We start from the raw sequence: 22584 nt of genomic DNA on the forward strand, positions 1-22584 counted from the left end.
AGCCGGGAGCCGTTGGGGGACGGCTCCCGGTTTCTTAATGAAAAGGGTTTGGTGCTGAAATATCCGGGCCACGACGACCACTCACTTCTGTCGGGATGGGACCGGCCGTCTGAGAACGTGGCACCGGATGCCTTTGGCGATCGCAGCGTGAGAACGCGGCACACAGGGCGAAAATTGCCGCTGCGAGAAGCCGCGCTCACTGGAAAACCGATCACCGAAAACTGTCCCTTTGACCGGCGTCCCCCCCACATGGGCGATTCCGATCATGTGCCGACTATTTCCTGCTGCGCCCGCTCGGTCTGCCCCCCGATCAGGGGGTTCCGGACCCGTTAACGAAACTGTGATCAGCCATCCCGAAACCTCCCTCGTTCAGGGGGAGACATCGGCTCCCAAACGCGCTTTCGTGGCAGCCGGGGGCCTGAAAAGAAGACCGACACGTAGGGATGAGAAGATTTGCAACGCCTGTTCTGCTGACCCTCGCGGTCGGTATGATCACCATTTGCATCGCGCTTGCCGCGGTGTCTGCTGCGCTGCAACATCCTCACCTCGGTCTGCGGCTGGCGATCCCCGATGCGGGACCCGGCCTGCTGATCCGGCAAAGCGACATCCCCGACGCCGAAATTCCCGCGGGCAGCAGGCTGCTGGCCATCGGCTCGGCCAGGGATCCTTCGGTGCCGGTCTCGGGCGTGACGCTGATCGAAGAGCCGGACACGCTCAGCGATTACGAGACCATGCAGGCCTTCCGCGCCGACCAGCACAGGCTGTCCCAGGTGCTGCGCGACGGCAAGGTGACCCTGCACCTGCTCCTGCCCGAGGGCCAGATCGAGCAGGTCAGCCTGCAACCCGCACCGCGGCGCAGCCTGTCCAGCCTGCCGCCGGTGTTCTGGGTGCAGATACTCACCGGCGTCTTCGCCGTCGGCTTCGGCGGCTGGGTCTGGGCCCTGCACCCACGCCGGCTGCCGCAGCTGATGCTGCTGACCGTCGGGGTCGGGCTGCAGATGGCGGCCAATGCCGCGGCGATCTACAGCACCAGAGAGCTTGCCCTGCCGCAGAACTACCTGGCCTGGCTCGGTGGCACCAACCAGATTGGCGCGCAAATCTTCGGCGCCGGCATCCTCGGGCTCTTCCTGTGCTATCCGCGCCGCATCGCGCCCCGCTGGGTGGTGCTGGGCCAGCTGCCGCTGGTGGTGGGCTGGGCGCTGGTCAACCAGGCCGGGCTGATCCATTCCAACGCCATCGGCTTCCAGCTACCCACGATCCTGATCCTGCTGGGAGCGATCCTCTGCACCTTCTGCCAGATCCGGGCAACACGCGGAGACCTTCCGGCCCGCGCCGCCCTCTGGATCATCGGCATCTGCACCGGGCTGGGGACCGGAAGCTTCGTGCTGACCCGCTCCCTGCCCGCACTGCTGGGGCTGCCGCTTGCTTTCCCGCAGGGCTATGCCTTTGCCCTGCTCGGCATCGTCTACCTGGGCTTCGCCCGCGCCGTGCTGCGCCACCGCCTCTTTGATGTCGAGCGCCTGGCGCTGCATACGCTGTTCTACTTCACCGGCGCGGCGCTGCTCTTGCTGATCGATGCGGCGCTGGTGCTGCTGCTGTCGCTCGACCAGGTGCCCGCTCTGGGGATCTCGCTGTTCTTCGTCGGCATCTTCTACCTGCCACTGCGGGACGCCACGGCGCGGGCCCTGCTCAAACGCCGCCGCAAGGCGCAGCCGATCAGCGAGCTTGTCCGCGCCGCCGACGAGGTGGCCTTCGCCCGCGACGATGAATGCCGCCGCAAGCGCTACGAGAAGCTGCTGGCGCTGGAGTTCGGCTCTCTCTCCATCGAGCCGCTGCCGGAGGGAGAGGCGGTAACCCTGCCGCGCATCACCCAGGAGGGCATCGCGCTGCTGCTGCCCGCCGTGCCGCCCCTGCCCGCCTACCGGCTGCGCTGGCGGGATGACGGGCGGCGGCTCTTCTCTCCCATGGATCTGTCGCGGGCAGAGGTGATCTGCACCGTGTTGCAGCAGCTTCTGGAAGGCCGCCGCGCCTATCGCACCGGCGCCAATGACGAACGCACCCGCATCGCGCGCGATGTGCATGACAATATCGCGGTCCATCTGCTGGGCGCCCTGCACAGCCCGCTCAGCAGCCGCAAGGACGAGCTGATCCGCGAGACCCTCGCCGATCTGCGACGCATCATCGAGGACGGCGACAGGCAGCCCGATGCGGAGCTGTCGGAGATCCTGGGCGAATTGCGTCACGACCTGGCAGAGCTGCTGGCGGTGACGGGCATCGCGCTCGACTGGCCGACCACGCCCGATACGGGGCTGCGCCTGCCCGATCCGATGGCCCATGCCCTGCGCTCGATCCTGCGCGAGGCGGTGAACAACGCCCGCCGACACTCAGGCTGCAGCCGTGTCACGGTGCGGATCGAGCCCCGTCCCGAAATGATCCGCGTCAGCATCGCCGATGATGGCCGGGGCATCCCCGCCGAGGTGCTGCGCGGTTTCAGGGCCGGGGTGACCAGCAACGACGCGCCCGGCCACGGGCTTTGCAACATGCGCGCCCGCGTCGCCCGTCTTGGCGGCACGCTGGAGCTCAGCCAGGCCCCCGGCGGCGGGGTGCTGATCGAGGCTCTCCTGCCGCGGGCCGATACCGAGGTCCAGCAGCGGGCCGCGGAATAGGAAGGAAGACCATGCAACGCGCCCTTGTCCTAGAGGATGTTCCCGAAACCCGCAGCTGGCTGGCCCAGATCGCCCGCGACGCCTTCCCCGGCACAGAGGTCAGCGAGGCCGCGACCCTGCGCAGCGGGCGCGAGGCGCTGCGACGCGGGCCGGTGGATCTGGCACTGATCGACCTCGGCCTGCCGGATGGCTCGGGCCTGGAGCTGCTGACCGAGATCCTCCAGGACTACCCGGAGGCCACCTGCGTCATCGCCACGACCTCCGCCGATGATGCCAATGTGGTGGCGGCCCTGGCTGCCGGGGCACAGGGCTACCTGCTGAAGGACCACCCGGCCGAGCTGCTGGCCTCGCAGCTGCGCCAGATCAGCCACGGCATACCCGCGCTTTCGCCGGTGATCGCGCGCCGCATCATGAGCCATTTCCGCAATACCGGCCCGGTCGACAGCGCGGCCCGGCTGACGCCGCGCGAAAGCGATGTCCTGGCGCTGATCGCCCGTGGGCTGCGCAACGCGGAAGTGGCGCAGAACCTCGACATCGCCGAGACCACGGTGGCCGGCTACATCAAGACGATCTACCGCAAGCTCGGCATCTCGTCGCGCGCCGAGGCCGCCTGGCATGCCACCCGCATGGGCCTGGCCCCGCAGCGCGACTGAGAATGCGAAAGGCCCCGGCGATACCGGGGCCTTTCGGTCAACTGGCGCTGGCCGGATGATCAGGCGGGTTCGACGGCCTCGGCCCACTCCCAGGGGTTGGCAAAGTTGCCCAAAAGCGTTCTGAGCGCGACCTCGTCGACCTCTCCGCGCCGCGCCACCTGGGCGGTCAGCCCGCGCTTCTTGTCATCTACGACCGAGACCACCTCGGCGGGCAGACCGGCCTCTGCCAGTGCCGCATTGAAGACGCGGGCGATGGCCATCTTGCGCAGTTCAGGCTTGAAGACCTTGCCCACGGCAGTCTTCGGCAGCTCGTCCATCACCTCGAGATACTTGGGGATGGCGGCGCGTTCGTGCACATGGACCTTGCAATGGGCCAGCAGCTCTTCGGTGGTGGCGCTGGAGCCGTCCACCAGCTCGACATAGACGCAGGGCAGCTCGCCCGCGCGAGTATCGGGCTGGCCGATGGCGCCGGCGAAGGCCACCGCGCTATGCGACAGCAGGGCCTCTTCGATCTCGGCAGGGTCGATGTTGTGACCACCGCGGATGATCAGGTCCTTGGCGCGGCCGGTGATGAAGAGATAGCCATCCGCATCGAGGCGTCCGAGGTCCCCGGTGCGCAGGTAGCGGTCGTAGTGGAAGAGGTCGCGGTTCTTGGCCTCCTCGGTATAGGTCGAGCCGGCAAAGACACCGGGGTTTGCGACGCAGATCTCGCCCACCTCGTCGACCCCGCATTCACGCGGCTCACCGCTGGAGTTGTCGAGGATGCGCACGTCCGTATAGGGGAAGGGCACGCCCACGGAGCCATGCTTGCGCTCGCCCTGGTCGGGGTTGCAGGAGACCAGGCAGGTGGCCTCGGTCAGCCCGTATCCCTCCAGGATGGTCAGCCCGGCGGCGGCCTCGAAACGCTTGTAAAGCTCCACCGGCAGCGGCGCCGAGCCCGAGAAGCAGAGCTTCACCGAAGAGACATCGGCATTCACCGGGCGCTGCATCAGCGCCGAGATGGCGGTCGGCACCGAAACGATGAAGGTGGTGCGGTAGCGTTCGCAGAGCTTCCAGAAGTTGTCGAAGACCCCGTCGCCGCGATAGCCGGCGGGCGTCGGGAAGACCACGTGGGCGCCGGACATGCAGGCCCCCATCAGCATCACGTGGCTGGCGAAGACATGGAACATGGGCAGCGGGCACATGATGCTGTCGTCTTCGGCAAAGAGCAGCGTGGCCCCGATCCAGGCATTGTAGACCAGCCCCGAATGCAGATGCCGCGCCACCTTGGGCATGCCCGTGGTGCCGCCGGTGTGGAAATAGGCGCCAATCCGGTCGGTCTCGCTGTCGGCGAAGGTGAGCTCGGTCGGCTGCTTCGCCATCTCCTGGTTGAAGTTCTTGATATCCGCGTGGTGCCGCCCCGGCACCTTGGGCCGGATGAAGGGCACGATCCAGGACTTGGGCGGGCTCAGGTAGCGGTTCAGGTCGATCTCGAGCACCGTGTGCACGCCTGTCGCATGGCGCACCGCCTCGTAGACCTTCTGGGCCACATCGGTCTTGGGGAAGGCCTTCAGCGTCACCACCACCTTGGCCCCGGTCTCGCGCAGGATGGCCGAGATCTGCTCGGCCTCCAGCAGCGGGTTGATCGGGTTGACGATCCCGGCGGTCATGCCCCCCAGCGTCGCCACCACGGTCTCGAGCGAATTGGGCAGCACCAGCGCCACGACGTCGCTTTCGCCGATCCCCAGGGAGCGGAAGAGGTTGGCCGCCTGCCCCATCTGGGCGTGAAGCTCGGTCCAGGTGAGGGTCTGGGCAGGGTCCTTGGGGCCGGATTCCAGCTGGAACGTCACTGCCTTGTTGTTGGGATAGGATGCAGCGGTCCGCCCCACCATCTGGTAGACCGTCGTCGGAACATCCCTGGCTTCCCAGGGCATTTCCTCGGTTATCCGCTTGGCATCAGCCACACCGCCGAAGCTCATCTTTTCTCCTCCCATCTGCTTGCGCGCCTCCCTGCGCTTCCCGCTAGATTTTCCGGCGCTTGCCCGATGGCAAGCGTGACGCTGCGTTGACCTCCCAGAACGCCGCGTCGCCCGAAGCCTAGCATGGCGACAGGAAAAACAAGACAGAATGTCGGAGGCGGGGCCGGAATTTACCTGCCGTAACGTAAGGGAATCCAAGGTGATGGGCCCCGGCCGGAGAAGCGGCGGGCCCCGGAGCAGCGGCGGTCAGGCCGCGTCGGATCCGTCGGTGAACTGCAGGCGCGCCAGCCGGGCATAGAGCCCGCCCTCGGCCACCAGCTCGTCGTGGCGGCCCTGGGCGACGATGCGCCCCTCCTCCATGACGATGATGCGGTCGGCCTGCTTCACGGTCGCCAGGCGATGCGCGATGATCAGCGTGGTCCGCCCCTGCGAGACCGTCTCGATCGCGCCCTGCACCAGCTTCTCGCTTTCCGCGTCAAGCGCGCTGGTCGCCTCGTCCAGCAGCAGCACCGGCGCGTCGCGCAGGATGGCGCGGGCGATGGCGATGCGCTGCTTCTGCCCGCCCGAGAGCATGACGCCGCGCTCGCCCACGGGGCTGTCCCAGCCCTCGGGCAGCGCCTCGATGAAGCTTTCGGCGGCGGCGGCACGGGCGGCCTCGGTCACCTCTTCGTCGCTGGCACCGGGCCAGCCGAAACGGATGTTCTCACGGGCGGAGGCGGCAAAGATCACCGGGTCCTGGGGCACCAGCGCGATGGAGCGGCGGAAGTCCACCCGCGCCATGTCGCGCAGATCCACCCCGTCCAGCAGCACCCGGCCCGAGACCGGGTCGAAGAAGCGCAGGATCAACTGGATCAGCGTCGACTTGCCCGCCCCCGAGGGGCCGACCACGGCCACGGTCTCGCCCGGCTTGATCGTCAGGTTGATCTGGTCGAGCGCCGCGGCCGCCGGGCGTGAGGGATAGAAGAAAGAGATATCCTCGAAGGTGATCTCTCCGCGAGCGGGTTCTGCGGGGGCTGAGGGTTCTGCCGGGTCGCGCACCGCGTCCTCGATCTGCAGCAGTTCGACCAGCCGCTCGGTGGCGCCCGCGGCGCGTTGCAGTTCGGACCAGATTTCCGACAGGGCGGCGACCGAGCCCGCGACCATCACCGCGTAGATGACGAATTGCACCAGCCCGCCGGTGGACATGCCGCCGCCGCGCACGTCATTTGCACCGATCCAGAGCACGCCCACGACGCCGGCAAAGACGAGGAAGATGACGATCACCGTCAGCACGGCGCGGGTCAGGATGCGGCGCAGGGCCGAGCGGTAGCTTTCTTCGGTGACCCGGTTGAAGGCGGCGCGGCTCTGGGCCTCGTGGGTGAAGGCCTGCACCGTCTGCACCGACAGAAGCGCCTCGGAGGCATTGCCCGAGGAGGCGGCGATCCAGTCCTGGTTCTCGCGGCTGAGGCTGCGCAGGCGACGGCCCAGCGTCAGGATCGGCACCACCACCAGCGGCACGATGAGCAGCGCCAGCCCGGTCAGCTTGGCCGAGGTGAGCATCATCATCACGAAGCCGCCGAAGAAGATCAGCATGTTGCGCAGCGCGACAGAGACCGAAGAGCCGATCACAGACTGGATCAGCGTCGTGTCGGTCGTGATCCGGCTGAGGACCTCGCCGGTCATGGTCTTCTCGTAGAAGGCCGGGCTGAGCCCGATGACCCGGCCGAAGACCGCCATGCGGATATCGGCCACCACGCGCTCGCCCAGTCTGGTGACCAGCGTGTAGCGCAGCCCCGTTCCCAGGGCGAGCAGCGCCGCGATGCCGATGGCGGCGGCGAAATACTGGTTCAGCAGCGCGGCCGAGCCGACCTCGAAGTTGTCCACCACCCGGCGCACCGCCAGCGGCAGGACCAGCGAGACCGAGGCGGTGAGCACCAGCGCCATCAGCGCTCCGGCCAACATGCCGCGATAGGGGCTGAGGAAGGGCCAAAGCTCTGCCAGGGCGCCGACACGGCGCGAAGTCTCGCGCTCTTGCTGGCTGGGGTCGGTCACGGGGCTACGGGCCACGGCTGCTCCTTCCATCTCGCCCGCGGAGGGAAAGAAACCGGGGCCACAGGCTTCATGCCGCCCCCATGCCCGGTGGTCAAGGCGGGCCACCCGGCGACAGGCTGAAATGCCGCGCCCCGGGTGCCGGCGCAAGGCCCGCCCCCCTGCGCCCTTCGCGCCCTCCCCGCCTGCCTTCCCGCTACGCAGTGCCAGAGGAAACTTGAGATGATCGCACTTTGGTGGCTCACTGCCTCTGGCGCTTTCGTCGAAACCGTTACATTGTTCGTGCGCAAGCGAATTTACCGGGACTGCCGCGCAGCCTCGGGCAAGCAGAGAGAGGCGCCCGAAGGCGTCCGGGGACGGGATGGTGCAAGACGAGCTCACGCTCACGCTCAATGGCCGCGCGGTGACATGCCGGGGGACAGAGGGGCTGTCGCTGCTGGATCTTCTGCGCGAAGACCTGGGGCTGAACGGGCCGAAGTACGGCTGTGGACTGGCGCAATGCGGGGCCTGCACGGTGCTGGTCGACGGCGCCCCCGCCCGCGCCTGCGTGCTGCGCGCCGAGAAGGTCGCGGGTCGCGCCGTCACCACGCTGGAAGGGCTGGCCGATCCCGAGACCGGCGCCCTGCATCCGCTGCAACAGGCCTTCCTGACCCGCGAGGGTGCCCAGTGCGGCTACTGCCTGAACGGCATGGTGATGTCCGCCCGCGCGCTGCTGGACCGCAACCCCGACCCCTCAGAGGACGAGATCCACCAAGCCCTGCGGCACAATCTCTGCCGCTGTGGCGCACATCTCGAGATCGTGGCCTCGGTCCGCGAAGCCGCCCGGCTGATGCGTCAGGGGGGAGACCGCACATGACCCGCCACGCGCTTTCCGTCGGCAAGGGGGATGACCTCTATGTCACGCTGACGCCCGAGGGTCAGGCCACGGGCTACAACGGTCACGTGGACCTCGGCACCGGCATCGAGATCGCCCTGGCCCAGATTGTCGCCGAAGAGCTGGACCTGCCGCTTTCTGCCGTCTCGATCCGTCTGGGGGATACCGCCGAGACCCCGAACCAGGGTCCGACCATCGCCTCGGAGACGATCCAGATCGCCGCCCGGCCGCTGCGCCTGGCCGCCGCCCAGGCCCGTCGCTGGCTGGTGGAGCAGGCCGCGCTGCGCCTCGGCGCAGCTGTCGCAGAGGTCGAGACCCGCGACGGCGCCTGCCACTGGTCGGGTCAGACGGTGCCCTATGCCGCCCTGCTGGAGAACCATGCCGACCGGCTGGAGCTGGACGAAGAGCACCCCGTGAAGGACCCCGCCGATTACCGTGTCGTGGGCCAGCCCGCCGGGCGCCGCGACCTGGAAGCCAAGCTGCGCGGAGAGCATGAGTTCATCCAGGATGTGCGCATCCCCGGCATGATCCACGGCCACGTGATCCGCCCGCCCTACGCAGGCCGCGACTCGGGCGATTTCATCGGTCGTTCGCTGGCAGGCTACGACGAGAGCTCGGTCAGCCACATGCCCGGCTTCCTCGGCATCCATCGAGAGGCCGATTTCCTCGCCGTCCTGGCCGAAAGCGCGCCCCAGGCGCGCGCCATCGCCGAGGCGCTGAAGGTGGACTGGCACCTGCCTCCGCCCCTGCCTGAGATGGAGCAGGTTGCTCAGACGCTCAAGCAGCACCCCTCGACCCCGCGCCTTCTGGTCGAGAGTGGAGATATCGAGAAAGGCCTGGGTGAGGCCGAGACGCGGCTCGATCGCCGCTATGTCTGGCCCTGGCACATGCATGGCTCCATCGGGCCCTCCTGCGCCGTGGCCGACTGGAACGGCGGCGCGCCGGTGGTCTGGTCCGGCACCCAGAACCCGCACATGCTGCGCGGGGATCTGGCGGTGCTGGTGGAACTGCCCGACGAGCAGATCGAGATCCGCCGCCACCAGGCCGCCGGCTGCTATGGCCGCAACTGCGCCGATGACGTGGCCGGAGATGCGCTGCTGCTGTCGCGCGCCTGCGGGCGCCCGGTCCGGGTGCAACTGACCCGCGCCCAGGAAAGCCTGTGGGAGCCCAAGGGCGCCGCCCAGCTGATGGAGATCCGGGGCGGCACCCGCGCCGGAGACCTGCATGCCTATGACTTCGCCAGCTGGTATCCCTCGAACCGGGGTCCCAACCTGGCGCTGCTGCTGACGGGCCGCATCTCGCCCGAGCCTCGGCCCGACACCATGGGCGACCGCACCGCCGTGCCGCCCTACCGCATCCCCCACAAGCGCATCCTGGCCCATGACATGGCACCCATCGTGCGCGCCTCCTGGCTGCGCGGCGTCTCGGCCCTGCCCAATACCTTCGCCCATGAGAGCTACATGGACGAGCTGGCCAATGAGGCGGGAGAGGACCCGGTGGCCTTCCGCCTGCGTCAGATGGACGATCCGCGCCAGGCCGAGCTGGTGAAGAAGACCGCCGAGGAAGCCGGCTGGGAGGCCCAATCCGGCCCCCGCCTGCGCCGCGAGGGGCGCATGGCCTACGGCCAGGGCTTCGCCTTCGCCACCTATGTGCATGGCCCCTTCCCCGGCGTGGCCGCGGCCTCTGCCGCCTGGGTTGTCGACGTGGCGGTGGATTGCGAGACCGGAGAGGTCACCCTCAGCCGCGTTTTCGTCGGCCAGGACCAGGGGCTGGTGATCAACCCCGACGGGGTGCGCCAGCAGATCCATGGCAACGTGATCCAGACGGCGGGCCGGGTGCTGACCGAAGAGGTCTCGTTCGACGAGATCCGGGTGCGCGACCAGAGCTTTGCCGATTACCCGATCACAACCTTCCCGCAGCTGCCTGACGTGCAGACGATGATCGTCGCGCGCCCCGAGGACCCGCCCCTCGGTGTCGGCGAAAGCGCCGCCGTGCCTGCGGCTGCGGCCATCGCCAACGCGATCTTCGATGCCACCGGCGTGCGCATGCGCGAAGTGCCCTTCACGCCCGAGAAGATGCGCGCGGCCATGGGCGTCACCACGACGACCCCGACCGCCGCCCTGCCCGCCCCGCCTAAGCCTCCGCTGAAGGCGAAGCTTGTCGCCGGGGCCATCGGTCTCATGGGGCTCGCCGGGCTGGGGGTCCTGTCCTTCCCCATGGCGCGGGCCATCGCGCCGGTGGTGCCCGCGGTGCAGAGCTCGGCGGAAGAGCTGGCGCGGGGCGAGATGTTGTTCGCGGCGGGCAACTGCGGTTCCTGCCATACCGCGCCGGGGGGCGCGCCAAACGCCGGCGGCAAACCCATCGAGACCCCCTTCGGCGTGGTGCATTCCACCAACCTGACGCCGGACCCCGAGACCGGCCTTGGCCGCTGGTCGTTCGAGGCCTTCGCCCGCGCCATGCGGCAGGGCATCAGCCGCGACGGGCGCAACCTTTACCCGGCCTTCCCCTACAGCGCCTTCGCGGGGATGGAAGAGACGGATCTGAAAGCGCTCTACGCCTATTTGCGAAACCTCGAGCCGGTCTTTGCAAAGACCCCCGAGGCGCAGATGCAGGTGCCCCGCCCGGCCATGGCAGCCTGGAACGCCCTTGCGCCGAAGCAGGAGGTTCTGACCCCCGATCCCGCACAGGATGCGCTGTGGAACCGGGGCCGCTACCTGGTCGAGACCGTCGGCCATTGCTCGGCCTGCCACACGCCGCGCGGTGCGCTCGGGGCGCCGGATACCGCCCGCCCGCTGCAGGGCGCGATGATCCGCGACTGGTTCGCCCCCGCGCTGGCCGGCGCCGAGCCCGGCCGCCGGGGCTGGCGCGTCGAGACCCTGACCACCTATCTCGCCAGCGGCACCGCCCCCGGTCTCTCTTCCGCGTCGGGCCCCATGGCCGAAGTCATCGCGGGCACCTCGCAGCTGCCTGAAGAGGACCTGCGCGCCATGGCCAGCTACCTGGCCTCGCAGATCACCGAAACCCCCGCACCGGCGCCCGAGCAAGCCCTGCCCCCGGCGCCGGACCGTATTCACCGCATCTTCGAGAGCGCCTGTGCCACCTGTCACGAGCCCGCCTTCGAGGGCATGCTGAGCGCGGCCCAGGTGCCCCTGACCATGGCGCCCGCCCTGCGCGCGCCGGGGCCCGAGACCGTGCAATCGGTGATCCGAGACGGTCTCTCGGCGCCGCGCGGCACTGCGCTGCGTGACATGCCGGGCTTCGCCGCCGAGCTTTCCGAGACCGATATCGCTGCCATGGCGCGCTACCTGCGTGCCCGCTATGCGCCGGATCTTCCGGGCTGGCCTTAAGCCCAGCTCCGGCCCGGCTCAGCTCGCGTCGACCTCGGCCAGGATCTGGGAAAGCGCCGCTCCCAGGCGCTCGATATCCTCGTCGTCGGTCAGGTAGCTGACAGACGCGCGGCAGACCGAGCCCCGCGGCGCCTCCAGCGTGGCGAAGGGCGCAACCCGCGCGCCCATGGCCTTGACCGCGATATCGCGCTTGGCCAGCGCATGTTGCAGCTTGTCGGCGCAGATCGCGGGATGGTGGAAGGTGGTGATATGGCTCTCGGCCGGTCCGGTCTCGCGCAGCACCAGGTCCGGCACCTCGCTGAGCACCCTCCGCAATGCCTCCGAGCGCTCCAGCACCCTGTGGCGGATCTCTTCCGCGCCCAGCCGGTTGGCAAGCTTCAGCGCCGCGCCGAGACCAAGACGCAGTGCGGGCGAGAACTCATCGGCCTCGAAGCGCCCGGTATCGCTGCGCAGCACCACCTTGCCGGTGATCACATGCGCCCCGTGCAGGGTCAGGCCACGCGGTTGCAGCGCCTCCAGGAAGCCTTCGCGGACGTAGAGAAAGCCGGTGCCCTTTGGACCACGCAGGGATTTGCGCCCCGGTGCGGTCAGCACGTCGCAGCCGATGCGGGACACGTCGATGGGCAGCACGCCGGCGGCCTGGGCCGCATCGACGAAATAGGGGATGCCATGGGCGCGGGCGATCTTGCCGATGGCCTCGACCGGGGCCGCGTGGCCCAGGTGCGCACCGATCCAGCTCACCGCGATCAGCCGCAGCTTCGGGTCGATCATGTCGGCCAGCCCCGAGATATCCATGCGGCCATCGGCCAGCTCGGGGATACGCTCGAGCCGCGCGCCGGTGCGGGCGCATTCCTGGATCAGAGTCAGGACGTTGCCGCCCCATTCCCCCGCCCCGACCAGTACCCTGTCGCCGGGCCTGAGCGTGGGCATGGCGGTGAAGGCCGCGTTCCAGCCGTCGGAATTGCCGGTGGTGAAGGCGATCTCGGAGGTATCGGCCCCGATCAGCCGGGCGGCCTCTTCGCGCGCGTCCTGGATCTCTTCGGCGACAGATGCGGCGGCGGCGCTGGCATCCTGTCGCAGCTCGCGCGCCAGGTGTTCCTGCAGGACCTCGGCCACCTCAAAGGGCAGAAGCCCGCTGCCCGCCGTGTTGAAATGCACCACACCCGGTAGGGCCGGAGTCGCCTTGCGCAGCGCCTCTACGTCCATGCCGGACGGCGCGATGAAACCAGAATACATTCGGTACTACCCCAGGGGATCATAAACGTCACCTTACTCGGGATAGTTCACGCGATGGACCAACCGGGATCAAGAACCTTTTGGATTTATCTTTTCTTCCCGGTCGATCCAAAGCGCTTTCAGCCCTCCACGGGCCGGTTGTCAGCCCGCCTCGGCCAGCAGATCCGGCGCGAGCGCGCAGGCGGTTTCGGCCGCATAGAGCTCGGCATCGGCGAAATGCAGGCGGTAGCGGGCCCAGGCCGCACCCCGGTCCGAGACCCTGGCCAGCCGCGTAGCCAGCAGCGCCGTCAGCGCCGCATAGCCCGCCCGCAGGTAGCCATCGGCCTGGCCCAGACGCTCTGCCATGGACGCATCCGAGGCCATGAGCCGCCGGGCCAGTGCCTCGAAGCGATCGAGGATGGCGGTGGCCTGCTCGGCACCGGGCGGCGCCTCGGCCAGTTCGGCGCGGGCGGCCTGCAGGAAGGCCCCGAGGCTCTGGCCGCCGTCCTTCAACAGGCGGCGGACAAGGAAGTCCTGCGCCTGCATGCCGGTGGTGCCCTCGTAGATGGTGATGATCCGCGCATCGCGCAGGTAGCGCTCGGCGGGCCATTCGCGGGTATAGCCGGCCCCGCCCAGCACCTGCACGGCACCCGAGGCGGTCTCGAAGGCGCCTTCGCCGCCGAAATTCTTGGCCAGCGGCAGCAGGAAGGCCTGGCGCAGCTCCGCGGCGGGATCACCCGCGCGGGCCTGGTCGGCGGCAACCGCCGCCTCGAGCACGAGGGCCACCAGCAAGGCGGCGCGGCTTTCGATGTCCAGCAACTGCCGGCGCACGTCGGGATGGGCAAGGATCGGCACCGGCGGCGCGTCCGGACGCCCGCCCTGCAGCCGCTCTGCGGCGTAGCGGCGGGCCAGCGCGGCAGAGCGCAGGGCGATGCCCGCCCCCTGGCAGCCGGTCTGCAGCCGCATGAGTTCGATCATGCGGAAAAGCGTCGGCAGGCCTCGCCCCGCCTCGCCCAACATCTGCGCCTCGGCCCCCTCGAAGGAGAGCACACAGGTCGGCGAACCATGCAGCCCCAGTTTCTCTTCGATGCGTTCCAGGCGGATCGCGTTGCGGCTTCCATCGTCCAGCACATCGGGCACCAGGAAGAGCGTCAGCCCCCGCGTGCCCTCTTGCGGCGCGCCGGTGCGGGCGAGGCAGAGATGGCCGATGCGGCTGGTCATGTCCTGGTCGCCGAAGGAGATCCAGCACTTCTGGCCGGTGATCCGCCAGTGATCGCCCCGGTCCTCGGCCTTGGCGCGGATGCGGCCGACATCGGAGCCCGCGTCAGGTTCGGAAATGCAGATCGTCGCCGCCCATTCGCCCGAGGCCAGCTTCGGCGCCCAGCTCTCGGCCAGGTCCGGCGCTGCGGCCAGCAGGCAATGCGCCGCCGCGCGGGTCGAGCCCGCGAGCATCATGAAGGGCATGGCCGCGCCCTCGAACCCCAGCGAAGCTGCGGCATGCAGGGTCGTCGGCAACCCCTGTCCGCCCACACTTTCGGGCAGGTCGGCGGCCAGCCAGCCGTCGGCACCCAGCCGGGCGAAAGCCTCGGCGTAGCCTTCGGGGGTCAGCAGACGTCCGTTCTCGATCCGGCAGCCTTCCTCGTCGGCCCTGGCCGCCATGGGATCCAGCAGGTCCTCGCCCAGGCGCCAGGCCTCGGCAAGGATCATGGCGGTGTCGTCGGGCTCGAGCCCGATGGTCTCTTCCAGCCCGGCCCAGCCCGGTGTCACCGAGAGCAGGCCCGCGATCAGCCCCGCGTCCATTTCGGCGCTCATTTGGGCTGCATGCGGACCGCGCCGTCGAGACGGATCACCTCGGCGTTCAGATATGCGGTCTCGAAGATGTACTTCACCGTGGCGCCGTATTCAGCCGGATCGCCTAGGCGCTGCGGGAAGGGAATGGTGGCGGCGATGGATTTCTGCACCTCTTCGCCCAGCCCTTCCAGCAGCGGCGTCAGGAAGAGACCCGGCGCGATGGTGTTCACCCGGACACCGAACCGCGCGAGCTCGCGGGCGATCGGCAGCGCCATGGCGACGATGCCGCCCTTGGAGGCCGAGTAGGCCGCCTGGCCGATCTGGCCGTCGAAGGCCGCCACGGAGGCGGTGTTGACGATCACGCCACGCTCGCCGTCCGCAAGCGGCTCTTCAAGGGTCATCCGCGCCGCGGCCAGCCGCAGCATGTTGAAGGAGCCCAGCAGGTTCACCCGGATGGTGCGCTCGAAGTCCTCGAAGGGCAGCGGGCCTTCCCGGCCCACGACGCGGCCCGCCTCGCCGATACCGGCGCAGTTCACCAGCCCGCGCAGGGGGCCCTGCGCCGCGATGGCCTCGTCCAGAGCGGCCTCGGCCGCGACCGGGTCGGCCACGTCGATGGCCTTGGCAACGCCCGAGAGCTCTGCCGCCACGGCTTCTGCCGCTTCGGCGTTGCGGTCGACCACGGTGATCTTTGCCCCCGCGGCGTGAAGCGCCCGCGCGGTGGCCGCACCAAGTCCGGAGCCGCCCCCGGTGACGGCGACATGCACATCCTGCAATTTCATGACTTCAACCTTTCTTCACTCGCGGTCGCGCGGCGGCAGACGAAGGCCCCCGCGCGACGAAATTCTCAGACGCGCTCGCGGGACAGGGCGATGACCCGCGGATCCTCGGACCAGAGGTTCTCGACCAGGTCGGCGCGGTGACGCAGCACCGCCCGCTGGTTGATCGAGCCCTTGTCCGTCACCTCGCCCTTCTCGAAGGAGAGCGGCACGTCGAGGAACATCATCCGCGTCACGCGGCTGGCCGAGCCAGTGGCCCGCGCCGCATGGGCGTCCAGCAGATCGGCGGCCACGCGGCGCACCTTGGGATGGTTCAGCAGCGCCTCGCCCTCGAGCCCCTTCTCGTCGACCATGCCGCGCAGGGTATCCCAGTCGGGCACCACCAGGGCGCCCAGCTCGTTGTGGCCCTCGCCCGCAACGACCACGTCAGAGGCCAGGCCCTGCAGGTCGTTGGTGAGTTTGGCGCGCAGCGTGCCGACGGCAACCCAGGTGCCGGAGGCCAGCTTGAAGTTCTCGGCCAGGCGACCGTCGAAGTAGAAGCCCGCCGCCGGGTTGCCCGGCTCGACGAAGCGGATGGCGTCGCCGAAGCAGTAGAAGCCCTCCTCGTCGAAGGCCTCTGCCGAGAGCTTCTCGTTGCGCCAGTAGCCGGGGGTGATGTTGGGCCCCTTGATCCGCGCTTCCAGCTTGTCGCCCTGCGGCACCAGCTTCAGCGTAATGCCGCGCGCCGGCACACCGAGGTTGCCCGCGGTCTCGGCACGTTCGCAGCAGCTGATGGCGAAGGGGCCGGTTTCAGTCGACCCCAGCCCCGTGCCCAGCACGACGCCGCCCTCGACCTCCTGCTCGGCGATACGGGTGATGCGATCCCAGACCGGCTGGGACATGCCCGCGCCGGCGTACATCAGCATCTTCAGTTGCTTGAAGAAGGTCTTGCGCAGCTCGGGCTCGTTTTCCATCGCGTCCAGCAGCATCTGGTAGCCGAGGGGTACGTTGAAATACCAGGTGGGCGAGACTTCCCGCAGGTTGCGGATCGTCTTGTGGATGTCCCTGGGCGTCGGCTTGCCGTCATCGAGGTAGAGCGTGCCGCCGTTGTAGATCACGAGGTTGAACACCTTGTTGCCGGCCGCCGTGTGGTTCCAGGGCGCCCAGTCGCAGACCACCGGGGGCTGTTTGCGCAGGAAGCGATAGCTGTCGGCGACCATTTCCTGGTTGGAGCAGAGCATCCGCTGGGTCTGGATCACCGCCTTGGGCGATCCGGTGGTACCCGAGGTGAAGAGGAACTTGGCCACCGTATCGGGGCCGAGGCCCTCGTAGGCGGCCTGCATCTCGGCAGAGGGCTCGGTCGCGGCCAGGCTGTCGAAGCTCAGCACCTCGCGGCCAGAGACGCCGCCCGTGGCGCAGACCACGGGGATCTCGGGGGCGAAGACTTCGGTGATGGCGCGCTCGAAGGGCGTGGCATCCTCGGCGAAGATCATGCCGGGGGTCAGCTGGGCCGCCACGTCCTCGAGCTTGCCGAGGTCTCCCTTGGCCAGGGCATAGGCCGGTGCCAGCGCCGCCGAGGGCACGCCCACATGCTGGGCCGCCAGGGCCATGATGGCGTGGCGCACCGAGTTGCCCGAGAGAATCAGCAGCGGATTTTCCGGCGACAGCCCCAGGGCCAGAAGCGCCGATCCGATGGCCTGGATCTTCTTCGCCGCCTCGCCGTAGCTCATGTGCTGCCAGGCCCCATCGGGCCCGCGTTCGACCATCCAGCTGCGATCCGGGGCCACCTCGGCCCAATGCAGGAATTTCTCGGTCATGCAGCGGGGATAGGGCCCCAGCTCTTCTTCCTGCCAGACCAGAATCGTGCCGTCTTCACGGGTCTCGGAACGGATGACGGGCTCCCAGAAATCGAGAGCCTCGGATGTATCAGGCATAGCCACCTCCCATGTCTTGCGCGGCTACGGGATCTCTCACCCTTTCCCGTCCCGCGGTTGATCAGAGATTGACTCAGCAATTTTATTTTGTCTACTAGGAAACAAACTACGGTCGTAAGACGAAGTAAGAGGATGCGTGACGGATGGCTGGTTCTGGCGAAAAAACCTTTGTTTCCTATGAGATGCGCGGCGATATCGCGCTGATCGGCCTGACCCGGCCGGAAAAGCGCAACGCGATCAGCGATGCGGTGATTGAAGAATTTGCGCTGAAAGTCGATCGCGCCACGGCCGAGGCCAAGGCCGCGGTCATCTTCGGTGAGGGCCTGCATTTCTGCGCCGGTCTCGACCTTCTGGAGCACTCCGAGAAGCCGCTTCTCGAGTCGGTTCTGGGTTCGCGCCGCTGGCACGAGGTCTTCGCCCGCATGGAGCGCGGCCGCATTCCCTTCATCGCCGCCCTGCATGGTGCAGTGGTCGGCGGCGGCTTCGAGCTCGCCTCCTCCTGCCAGCTGCGCGTTGCCGATGCGACGACCTATTTCGGCCTGCCCGAAGGCCAGCGCGGCATCTTCGTCGGCGGTGGCGGTTCGGTCCGCATCGAGCGGCTGATCGGCACCTCGAGGATGACCGACATGATGCTGACCGGCCGTGTCGCCAAGGCCGAGGAAATGGAACGCTGGGGCGGCGTGAACTACGTCGTCGAAGCCGGCGCTGCGCTCGAGAAGGCGATTGCCCTGGCCGAGGTCACCGCGACCAACTCCGAGTTCTCGAACTACGCGATCATGAACGCCCTGCCCCGCATCCGCGACATGTCCTCCGAAGATGGCCTCTTCGTGGAATCGGCGGTCTCGGCCCTGGCGTCGATGACGCCCGAGGCGCAGGACCGCCTGCGCGCCTTCCTCGAGAAGCGCGCCGGCAAGGTGCTGGCGGACTGATGCGATGAACCAGCCGGGGGGAATCGAAACGCGTGATACGCTGGGCAGGGAGAGCCTCAAGGGCTCTCTCGGTTTCCTGCTGCGCGTGGCCCAGCTTCGCTCCTTCGGGCATTTCTTCGCCGTGCTCGGTGAAGAGAACGTCCGTCCGGGCGAGGTGACCGTGCTGGACCTGGTGCGCGAGAACCCCGGCATCCGCCAGGGGGTGGTGTCGAAGACGCTGAAAATCAAGCGTGCCCAGATGTCGAAGATGGTGCGCGAGATGGAGGCCAACGGCCTCGTCGCGCGCCGTGTGCCCCCCGAGGACCGCCGCTCGGTCGAGCTGCGGCTGACGCCTGCGGGCGAGGCCCAGATGGACCATATCGCCACCCGTTTCCCCGAGATCGAGGAACGGATCGGCAAGAGACTGACCCCGGCAGAAGCCCGCGAGCTGCGGCGCCTTCTGATCAAGATGACCGGGCTTGAAGACAAAGAGGGAGACTAGACCATGAGCCGCACGATGAATGTCGACGAGCTGGTCGCCATCGATTTCCATACCCATGCCGAGGAACCCTGCAAGTGCAGCCGCGATGACGGCTACACCGAGTTCCAGGCCGGCATGGCCAAGTACTTCAAGAACCCGGCGGGCGCCGATGGCATGCTGCCCACCGTGCCGCAGACGGCCGAGTACTTCCGCGAGCGCAAGATCGGCGCGGTGATCTTCCCCGTCGATGCCGAGCGCGAAACCGGTTTCCACCGCTATTCCAACGAGGAAGTCGCGGAGCTGGCGCACGAGAACGGCGACGTGCTGATCCCCTTCGCCTCGATCGACCCGCACAAGGGCAAGGCCGGGGCCCGCGAGGCGCGCCGCCTGATCCGCGACTTCGGCGTCAAGGGCTTCAAGTTCCACCCGACCATGCAGGGGTTCTTCCCCAATGACCGCATGGCCTATGACCTTTACGAGGCGATCGCCGAGGAAGGCGCGATCGCGCTCTTCCATTCGGGCCAGACCGGCGTGGGTTCGGGGATGCGCGGCGGCATGGGAATGCGGCTGAAGTACTCCAACCCGATGCACGTCGACGACGTGGCCGTGGACTTCCCCGACATGCCCATCGTGCTGGCCCATCCGGGCTTCCCATGGACCGAAGAGGGCTTGTCAGTGGCCCAGCACAAGCCCAATGTCTATGTCGACATGTCGGGCTGGGCACCGAAGTACTTCCCCCCGATCTTCGTGAAGTACGCCAATTCGATCCTGAAGCACAAAATGCTTTTCGGCTCTGACTGGCCGGCGATCACGCCGGACCGCTGGCTGGCCGAATTCGACGAACTTGACCTCCGCGAGGAGGTGAAGCCACTGATCTTGAAGGAGAACGCGAGGAAGCTCCTCAAGATCTGACTAGATAAAGCAACCAGGGAGGAAAAAATGGGAGCTTTCGGAAAGACACTTATGGTGGCCGCGGCCTTCGGGCTGGGGCTGACGGCAGCCGCTAACGCACGCGATCTGCGCATCGCATCGGGGGCGCCGCCGGCACACCCGTCCAACGGCTATCTCTACAAGCCCTTCGCCGAGTATCTGGCAGAGGAAACCAATGGCGAACTGACCACCATCGAGCTCGGCACCGAGGTCGTGGGTCTGGGCCAGATGAAGGACGCGCTGCAGACCGGCCTCGTGGATGTCGGCAACCTGCTGCCGCTCTACTTCCCGGCCGAACTGCCGAACTTCGCCCTGGCGGGTGAACTGGCGCTGACCGGCAAGGACGCGCACGCCATGTCCGCGGCCCTGACCGAATACACCGTCACCTGCAGCTCCTGCCAGGACGAGCTCTCGGCCTTCGGCATGGTCTACCTGGGCTCCGGCTCTTCCGACCAGTACGCGCTGCTGACCAAGACCCCGGTGTCGAACGCGGAAGATGTCGAAGGTCTGCGCCTGCGTTCCGGTGGCGCGCCCTACTCCCGCTGGGCCGAGCACTTCGGTGCCACCCCGGTGTCGGTCTCGGTGCTGGAAACCTTCGAGGCAATGTCCCAGGGCACCATCGACGGCTCCATGGCCTCGATCGGCGACCTGCTGGCCTTCCGTCTGATCGAACTGGTCGAAAACGTGACCCTGCTGCCGCTCGGCACCTATTTCGCCACCTCGAACCTGACCACCGCCGCACCGACCTGGGCTTCGCTCTCGGTCGAGCAGCGTGAGGCCATGGCCCGTGCCGCCAACCGTGCCAACGCCGACATGGCGCAACGCTGGGGCTACGACTTCCCGGCCATCGCCGAGAAGGCCGCTCTGGAAGCGGGCATCACCATCCAGGAAGCAGACCCGGCCTTCGCCGAGGCCGCGGCCGAATTCGCCATCGCCGACCAGCAAGCCGCTGCCGCCATCTCGGCAGAGCGCTTCGGCATGGAAGATGCCTCGGAGCGCGTGGAGGAGTTCATCCGCCTGGTGGAGAAGTGGGAAGCCATCTCGGAAGAGGTTGGCCATGACCGCGATGCCATCGTCGAGCGCGTCTGGGACGAAGTCTGGAGCAAGGTCGACTTCGCCACCTACGGCATGTGATCTGCGACGCCCGCGGCCGGGGATCTCCCTGGCCGCGGGTTCGTCCAACGTGACACACTCACACCGGATATCCTTATGAAAAGTTTGGAGAAGGCCGCGGACTACCTGTCCCAGGGCCTGGCCCTGATCGGCTCTATCGGACTGTTTGCCATGCTGGCCCACGTCACCCTTGACGTGGCCCTTCGCAACTTTGCCGATACCCCAATCCCGGCCACCAATGAAATCGTCTCGCGCTACTACATGGTGCTGATCGTCTTCCTGCCTCTGGCCTGGGTCGAGCGTCAGCGCACCATGATCACCGTCGAGGTGATGGAAATGCTGCTCACCCCCAGGGGCCGCCGGATCTCTGACGGGGCCGTGGCCCTGCTGGCGACCGGGATCTACGGCTTCCTTGGCTGGGTGACCTGGAGCGTGGCGCTGAAGTCCATGGCCATCGGCACCTTCGTCGACGTGCTGGGACACAAGATCGCCGTCTGGCCCAGCTATTTCCTTCCCCCCGCGGGCTTCGTCCTGGCCGCCGCCATGACCGCCCTGCGTCTTGCCATCATCATCGCGGGCCCCTCCGCGACCGCCGAGGAAGGCCCTGAAACATGAGTGTTGAAACCGGCTTCTACGGTATTGCCGCCCTGCTGGTGCTGCTGATCCTGCGTGTGCCCGTGGCGCTGGCGATGATCTCGGTCAGCTTCGGTGGCATCGTCTCCCTGCTGGGCACCGGGCCCGCCGTCGGCATCCTGCAGAACACCCCCTATGACTTCGCCGCGAAGTGGACCATGTCCGCCGTGCCGATGTTCCTGCTGATGGGTTTCCTGGCCTTCCACGCCAACCTGACCTCGGGCCTCTTCACCGCCGCCAAGGTGGCCCTGAAGAAGATCCCCGGCGCGCTGGCCATTGCCTCGATCTTCACCTGCTCGGGCTTCGCCGCCGTCTGCGGCAGCTCCATCGCCACCGCCGCCTCCATGGGGCGGATCGCCATCCCCGAGATGGTCAAGGCGGGCTATTCGCCCTCCATCGCCGCCGGCGCCATCGCGGCGGGCGGCACCATCGGTGCGCTGATCCCGCCCTCGATCATCATGATCATCTACGGTGTCTTCGCCGAGACCTCGATCACCCAGGTCTTCATGGGCGGCGTCACCATCGGCATCATGACCGCCGTGGCCTACTCGGTGGTGATTCTGATCGGCTCCTGGCTGCGTCCGGACCTGATCCCGCGCCAGCCGATCGAGGAAGACACCCCGCCGCTCAGCGAGGCGCTCATCGCCACATGGCCCGTGCTGGTGCTGATCGTCCTGGTCTTCGGAGGCCTCTTCTCGGGTCTCTTCAGTGCCACCGAGGCCGGCGCCGTCGGCGCGGCCGGTGCGCTGCTCTGCGCCGCTGCGGTGAAACGGCTGAGCTGGAAGGTCCTGCGCACGTCGCTGCTGGAGACCCTGCAGACCACCGCCTCGCTGCTGATCATCGGCATCGGCGCGGCCATGTTCACCCGCTTCCTGGGGATCACCGGCCTGTCGAACTTCATCGCCGCCCAGGTCAGCGGCGCCGACCTCAGCTATTATCACCTGATGCTGATCGTGGTCCTGGTCTACTTCCTGCTTGGCATGGTGATGGAGCCCTTCGGCGCCATGCTGGTCACCCTGCCGATCTTCATCCCGATCCTGAACGCAGAGGGCATCAGCCTGGTCTGGTTCGGCGTGCTGGTGGTGAAGCTGCTGGAAATCGGCATGGTCACACCGCCGGTCGGGTTGAACGTCTTCGTCATCCGAAACGTCGCCTCCGAACACGTGACCACCATGCAGGTCTTCAAGGGCGTCGGCCCCTTCCTGCTGTCGGACCTCGTGGTCACGGCAATCGTGGTGATCTTCCCGGGCCTGGTGCTCTACCTGCCCTCGCTGCTTTGAGCTGAGCCGGGCGGCGGC

16 protein-coding genes are annotated in these 22584 nt (G+C 67.8%); 10 read left to right on the forward strand and 6 right to left on the reverse strand.

Annotated elements, in window-relative coordinates:
• Window positions 1–443 precede the first annotated feature (443 nt).
• On the forward strand, window positions 444–2666 hold the full coding sequence (locus CRO50_RS18665; RefSeq protein WP_097147457.1) for a sensor histidine kinase: 2223 nt from the start codon (window positions 444–446) through the stop codon (window positions 2664–2666).
• Between the two features lie 11 nt (window positions 2667–2677).
• On the forward strand, window positions 2678–3319 hold the full coding sequence (locus CRO50_RS18670; protein WP_097147458.1) for a response regulator: 642 nt from the start codon (window positions 2678–2680) through the stop codon (window positions 3317–3319).
• A 59-nt stretch (window positions 3320–3378) separates the two neighbouring features.
• Here CRO50_RS18670 and CRO50_RS18675 read toward each other — a convergent pair whose 3' ends face one another.
• Both CRO50_RS18675 and CRO50_RS18680 read right to left on the reverse strand, forming a co-directional pair.
• Complete coding sequence (locus tag CRO50_RS18675) at window positions 3379–5277, reverse strand: acyl-CoA synthetase (RefSeq protein WP_097147459.1); 1899 nt, start codon at window positions 5275–5277, stop codon at window positions 3379–3381.
• 246 nt (window positions 5278–5523) lie between these two features.
• A complete protein-coding gene (locus CRO50_RS18680) occupies window positions 5524–7338 on the reverse strand; it encodes an ABC transporter transmembrane domain-containing protein (RefSeq protein ID WP_097147460.1) in 1815 nt (604 codons plus the stop codon).
• Window positions 7339–7666: 328 nt separating this feature from the next.
• On the opposite strand from CRO50_RS18680, the gene CRO50_RS18685 reads away from it, so the two are divergent.
• Window positions 7667–8161, forward strand: a complete 495-nt coding sequence (locus CRO50_RS18685; protein ID WP_097147461.1) for a (2Fe-2S)-binding protein — start codon at window positions 7667–7669, stop codon at window positions 8159–8161.
• Window positions 8158–11526, forward strand: a complete 3369-nt coding sequence (locus CRO50_RS18690) for a molybdopterin cofactor-binding domain-containing protein (protein WP_097147462.1) — start codon at window positions 8158–8160, stop codon at window positions 11524–11526. The genes CRO50_RS18685 and CRO50_RS18690 overlap by 4 nt, the downstream gene beginning before the upstream one ends.
• Before the next feature lie 18 nt (window positions 11527–11544).
• Here CRO50_RS18690 and CRO50_RS18695 read toward each other — a convergent pair whose 3' ends face one another.
• The 4 genes from CRO50_RS18695 to CRO50_RS18710 all read right to left on the reverse strand — a co-directional run bounded on the left by CRO50_RS18695 (window position 11545) and on the right by CRO50_RS18710 (window position 17221).
• Window positions 11545–12762, reverse strand: coding sequence for an aminotransferase class V-fold PLP-dependent enzyme (locus CRO50_RS18695; protein ID WP_097147463.1), 1218 nt, complete (start codon window positions 12760–12762; stop codon window positions 11545–11547).
• Window positions 12763–12903: 141 nt separating this feature from the next.
• Window positions 12904–14553, reverse strand: coding sequence for an acyl-CoA dehydrogenase family protein (locus tag CRO50_RS18700; protein ID WP_232617818.1), 1650 nt, complete (start codon window positions 14551–14553; stop codon window positions 12904–12906).
• A complete protein-coding gene (locus CRO50_RS18705; protein WP_097147465.1) occupies window positions 14550–15311 on the reverse strand; it encodes an SDR family NAD(P)-dependent oxidoreductase in 762 nt (253 codons plus the stop codon). Before CRO50_RS18705 ends, CRO50_RS18700 begins: the two co-directional genes overlap by 4 nt.
• A 65-nt stretch (window positions 15312–15376) precedes the next feature.
• A complete protein-coding gene (locus tag CRO50_RS18710) occupies window positions 15377–17221 on the reverse strand; it encodes a feruloyl-CoA synthase (protein WP_097147466.1) in 1845 nt (614 codons plus the stop codon).
• Window positions 17222–17364: 143 nt separating this feature from the next.
• Between CRO50_RS18710 and CRO50_RS18715 the strand changes: the two genes are divergently transcribed.
• The 6 genes from CRO50_RS18715 to CRO50_RS18740 all read left to right on the forward strand — a co-directional run bounded on the left by CRO50_RS18715 (window position 17365) and on the right by CRO50_RS18740 (window position 22566).
• A complete protein-coding gene (locus CRO50_RS18715; RefSeq protein ID WP_097147467.1) occupies window positions 17365–18150 on the forward strand; it encodes a crotonase/enoyl-CoA hydratase family protein in 786 nt (261 codons plus the stop codon).
• A 4-nt stretch (window positions 18151–18154) separates the two neighbouring features.
• Window positions 18155–18631 (forward strand): MarR family winged helix-turn-helix transcriptional regulator, encoded by a 477-nt coding sequence (locus CRO50_RS18720; RefSeq protein WP_097147468.1) that lies wholly within the window; start codon window positions 18155–18157, stop codon window positions 18629–18631.
• Between the two features lie 15 nt (window positions 18632–18646).
• Complete coding sequence (locus CRO50_RS18725) at window positions 18647–19522, forward strand: amidohydrolase family protein (RefSeq protein ID WP_097147488.1); 876 nt, start codon at window positions 18647–18649, stop codon at window positions 19520–19522.
• Between the two features lie 27 nt (window positions 19523–19549).
• Window positions 19550–20674 (forward strand): TRAP transporter substrate-binding protein DctP, encoded by a 1125-nt coding sequence (gene dctP, locus CRO50_RS18730; protein WP_097147469.1) that lies wholly within the window; start codon window positions 19550–19552, stop codon window positions 20672–20674.
• Window positions 20675–20749: 75 nt separating this feature from the next.
• Window positions 20750–21268, forward strand: coding sequence for a TRAP transporter small permease (locus CRO50_RS18735; RefSeq protein ID WP_097147470.1), 519 nt, complete (start codon window positions 20750–20752; stop codon window positions 21266–21268).
• Window positions 21265–22566 (forward strand): TRAP transporter large permease, encoded by a 1302-nt coding sequence (locus CRO50_RS18740; RefSeq protein ID WP_097147471.1) that lies wholly within the window; start codon window positions 21265–21267, stop codon window positions 22564–22566. The genes CRO50_RS18735 and CRO50_RS18740 overlap by 4 nt, the downstream gene beginning before the upstream one ends.
• Window positions 22567–22584: the final 18 nt, after the last annotated feature.

Origin of the sequence: Pseudooceanicola antarcticus (assembly GCF_900215355.1) — a bacterium.
In the GTDB taxonomy this organism is placed as follows: Bacteria; Pseudomonadota; Alphaproteobacteria; order Rhodobacterales; family Rhodobacteraceae; genus Pseudooceanicola; species Pseudooceanicola antarcticus.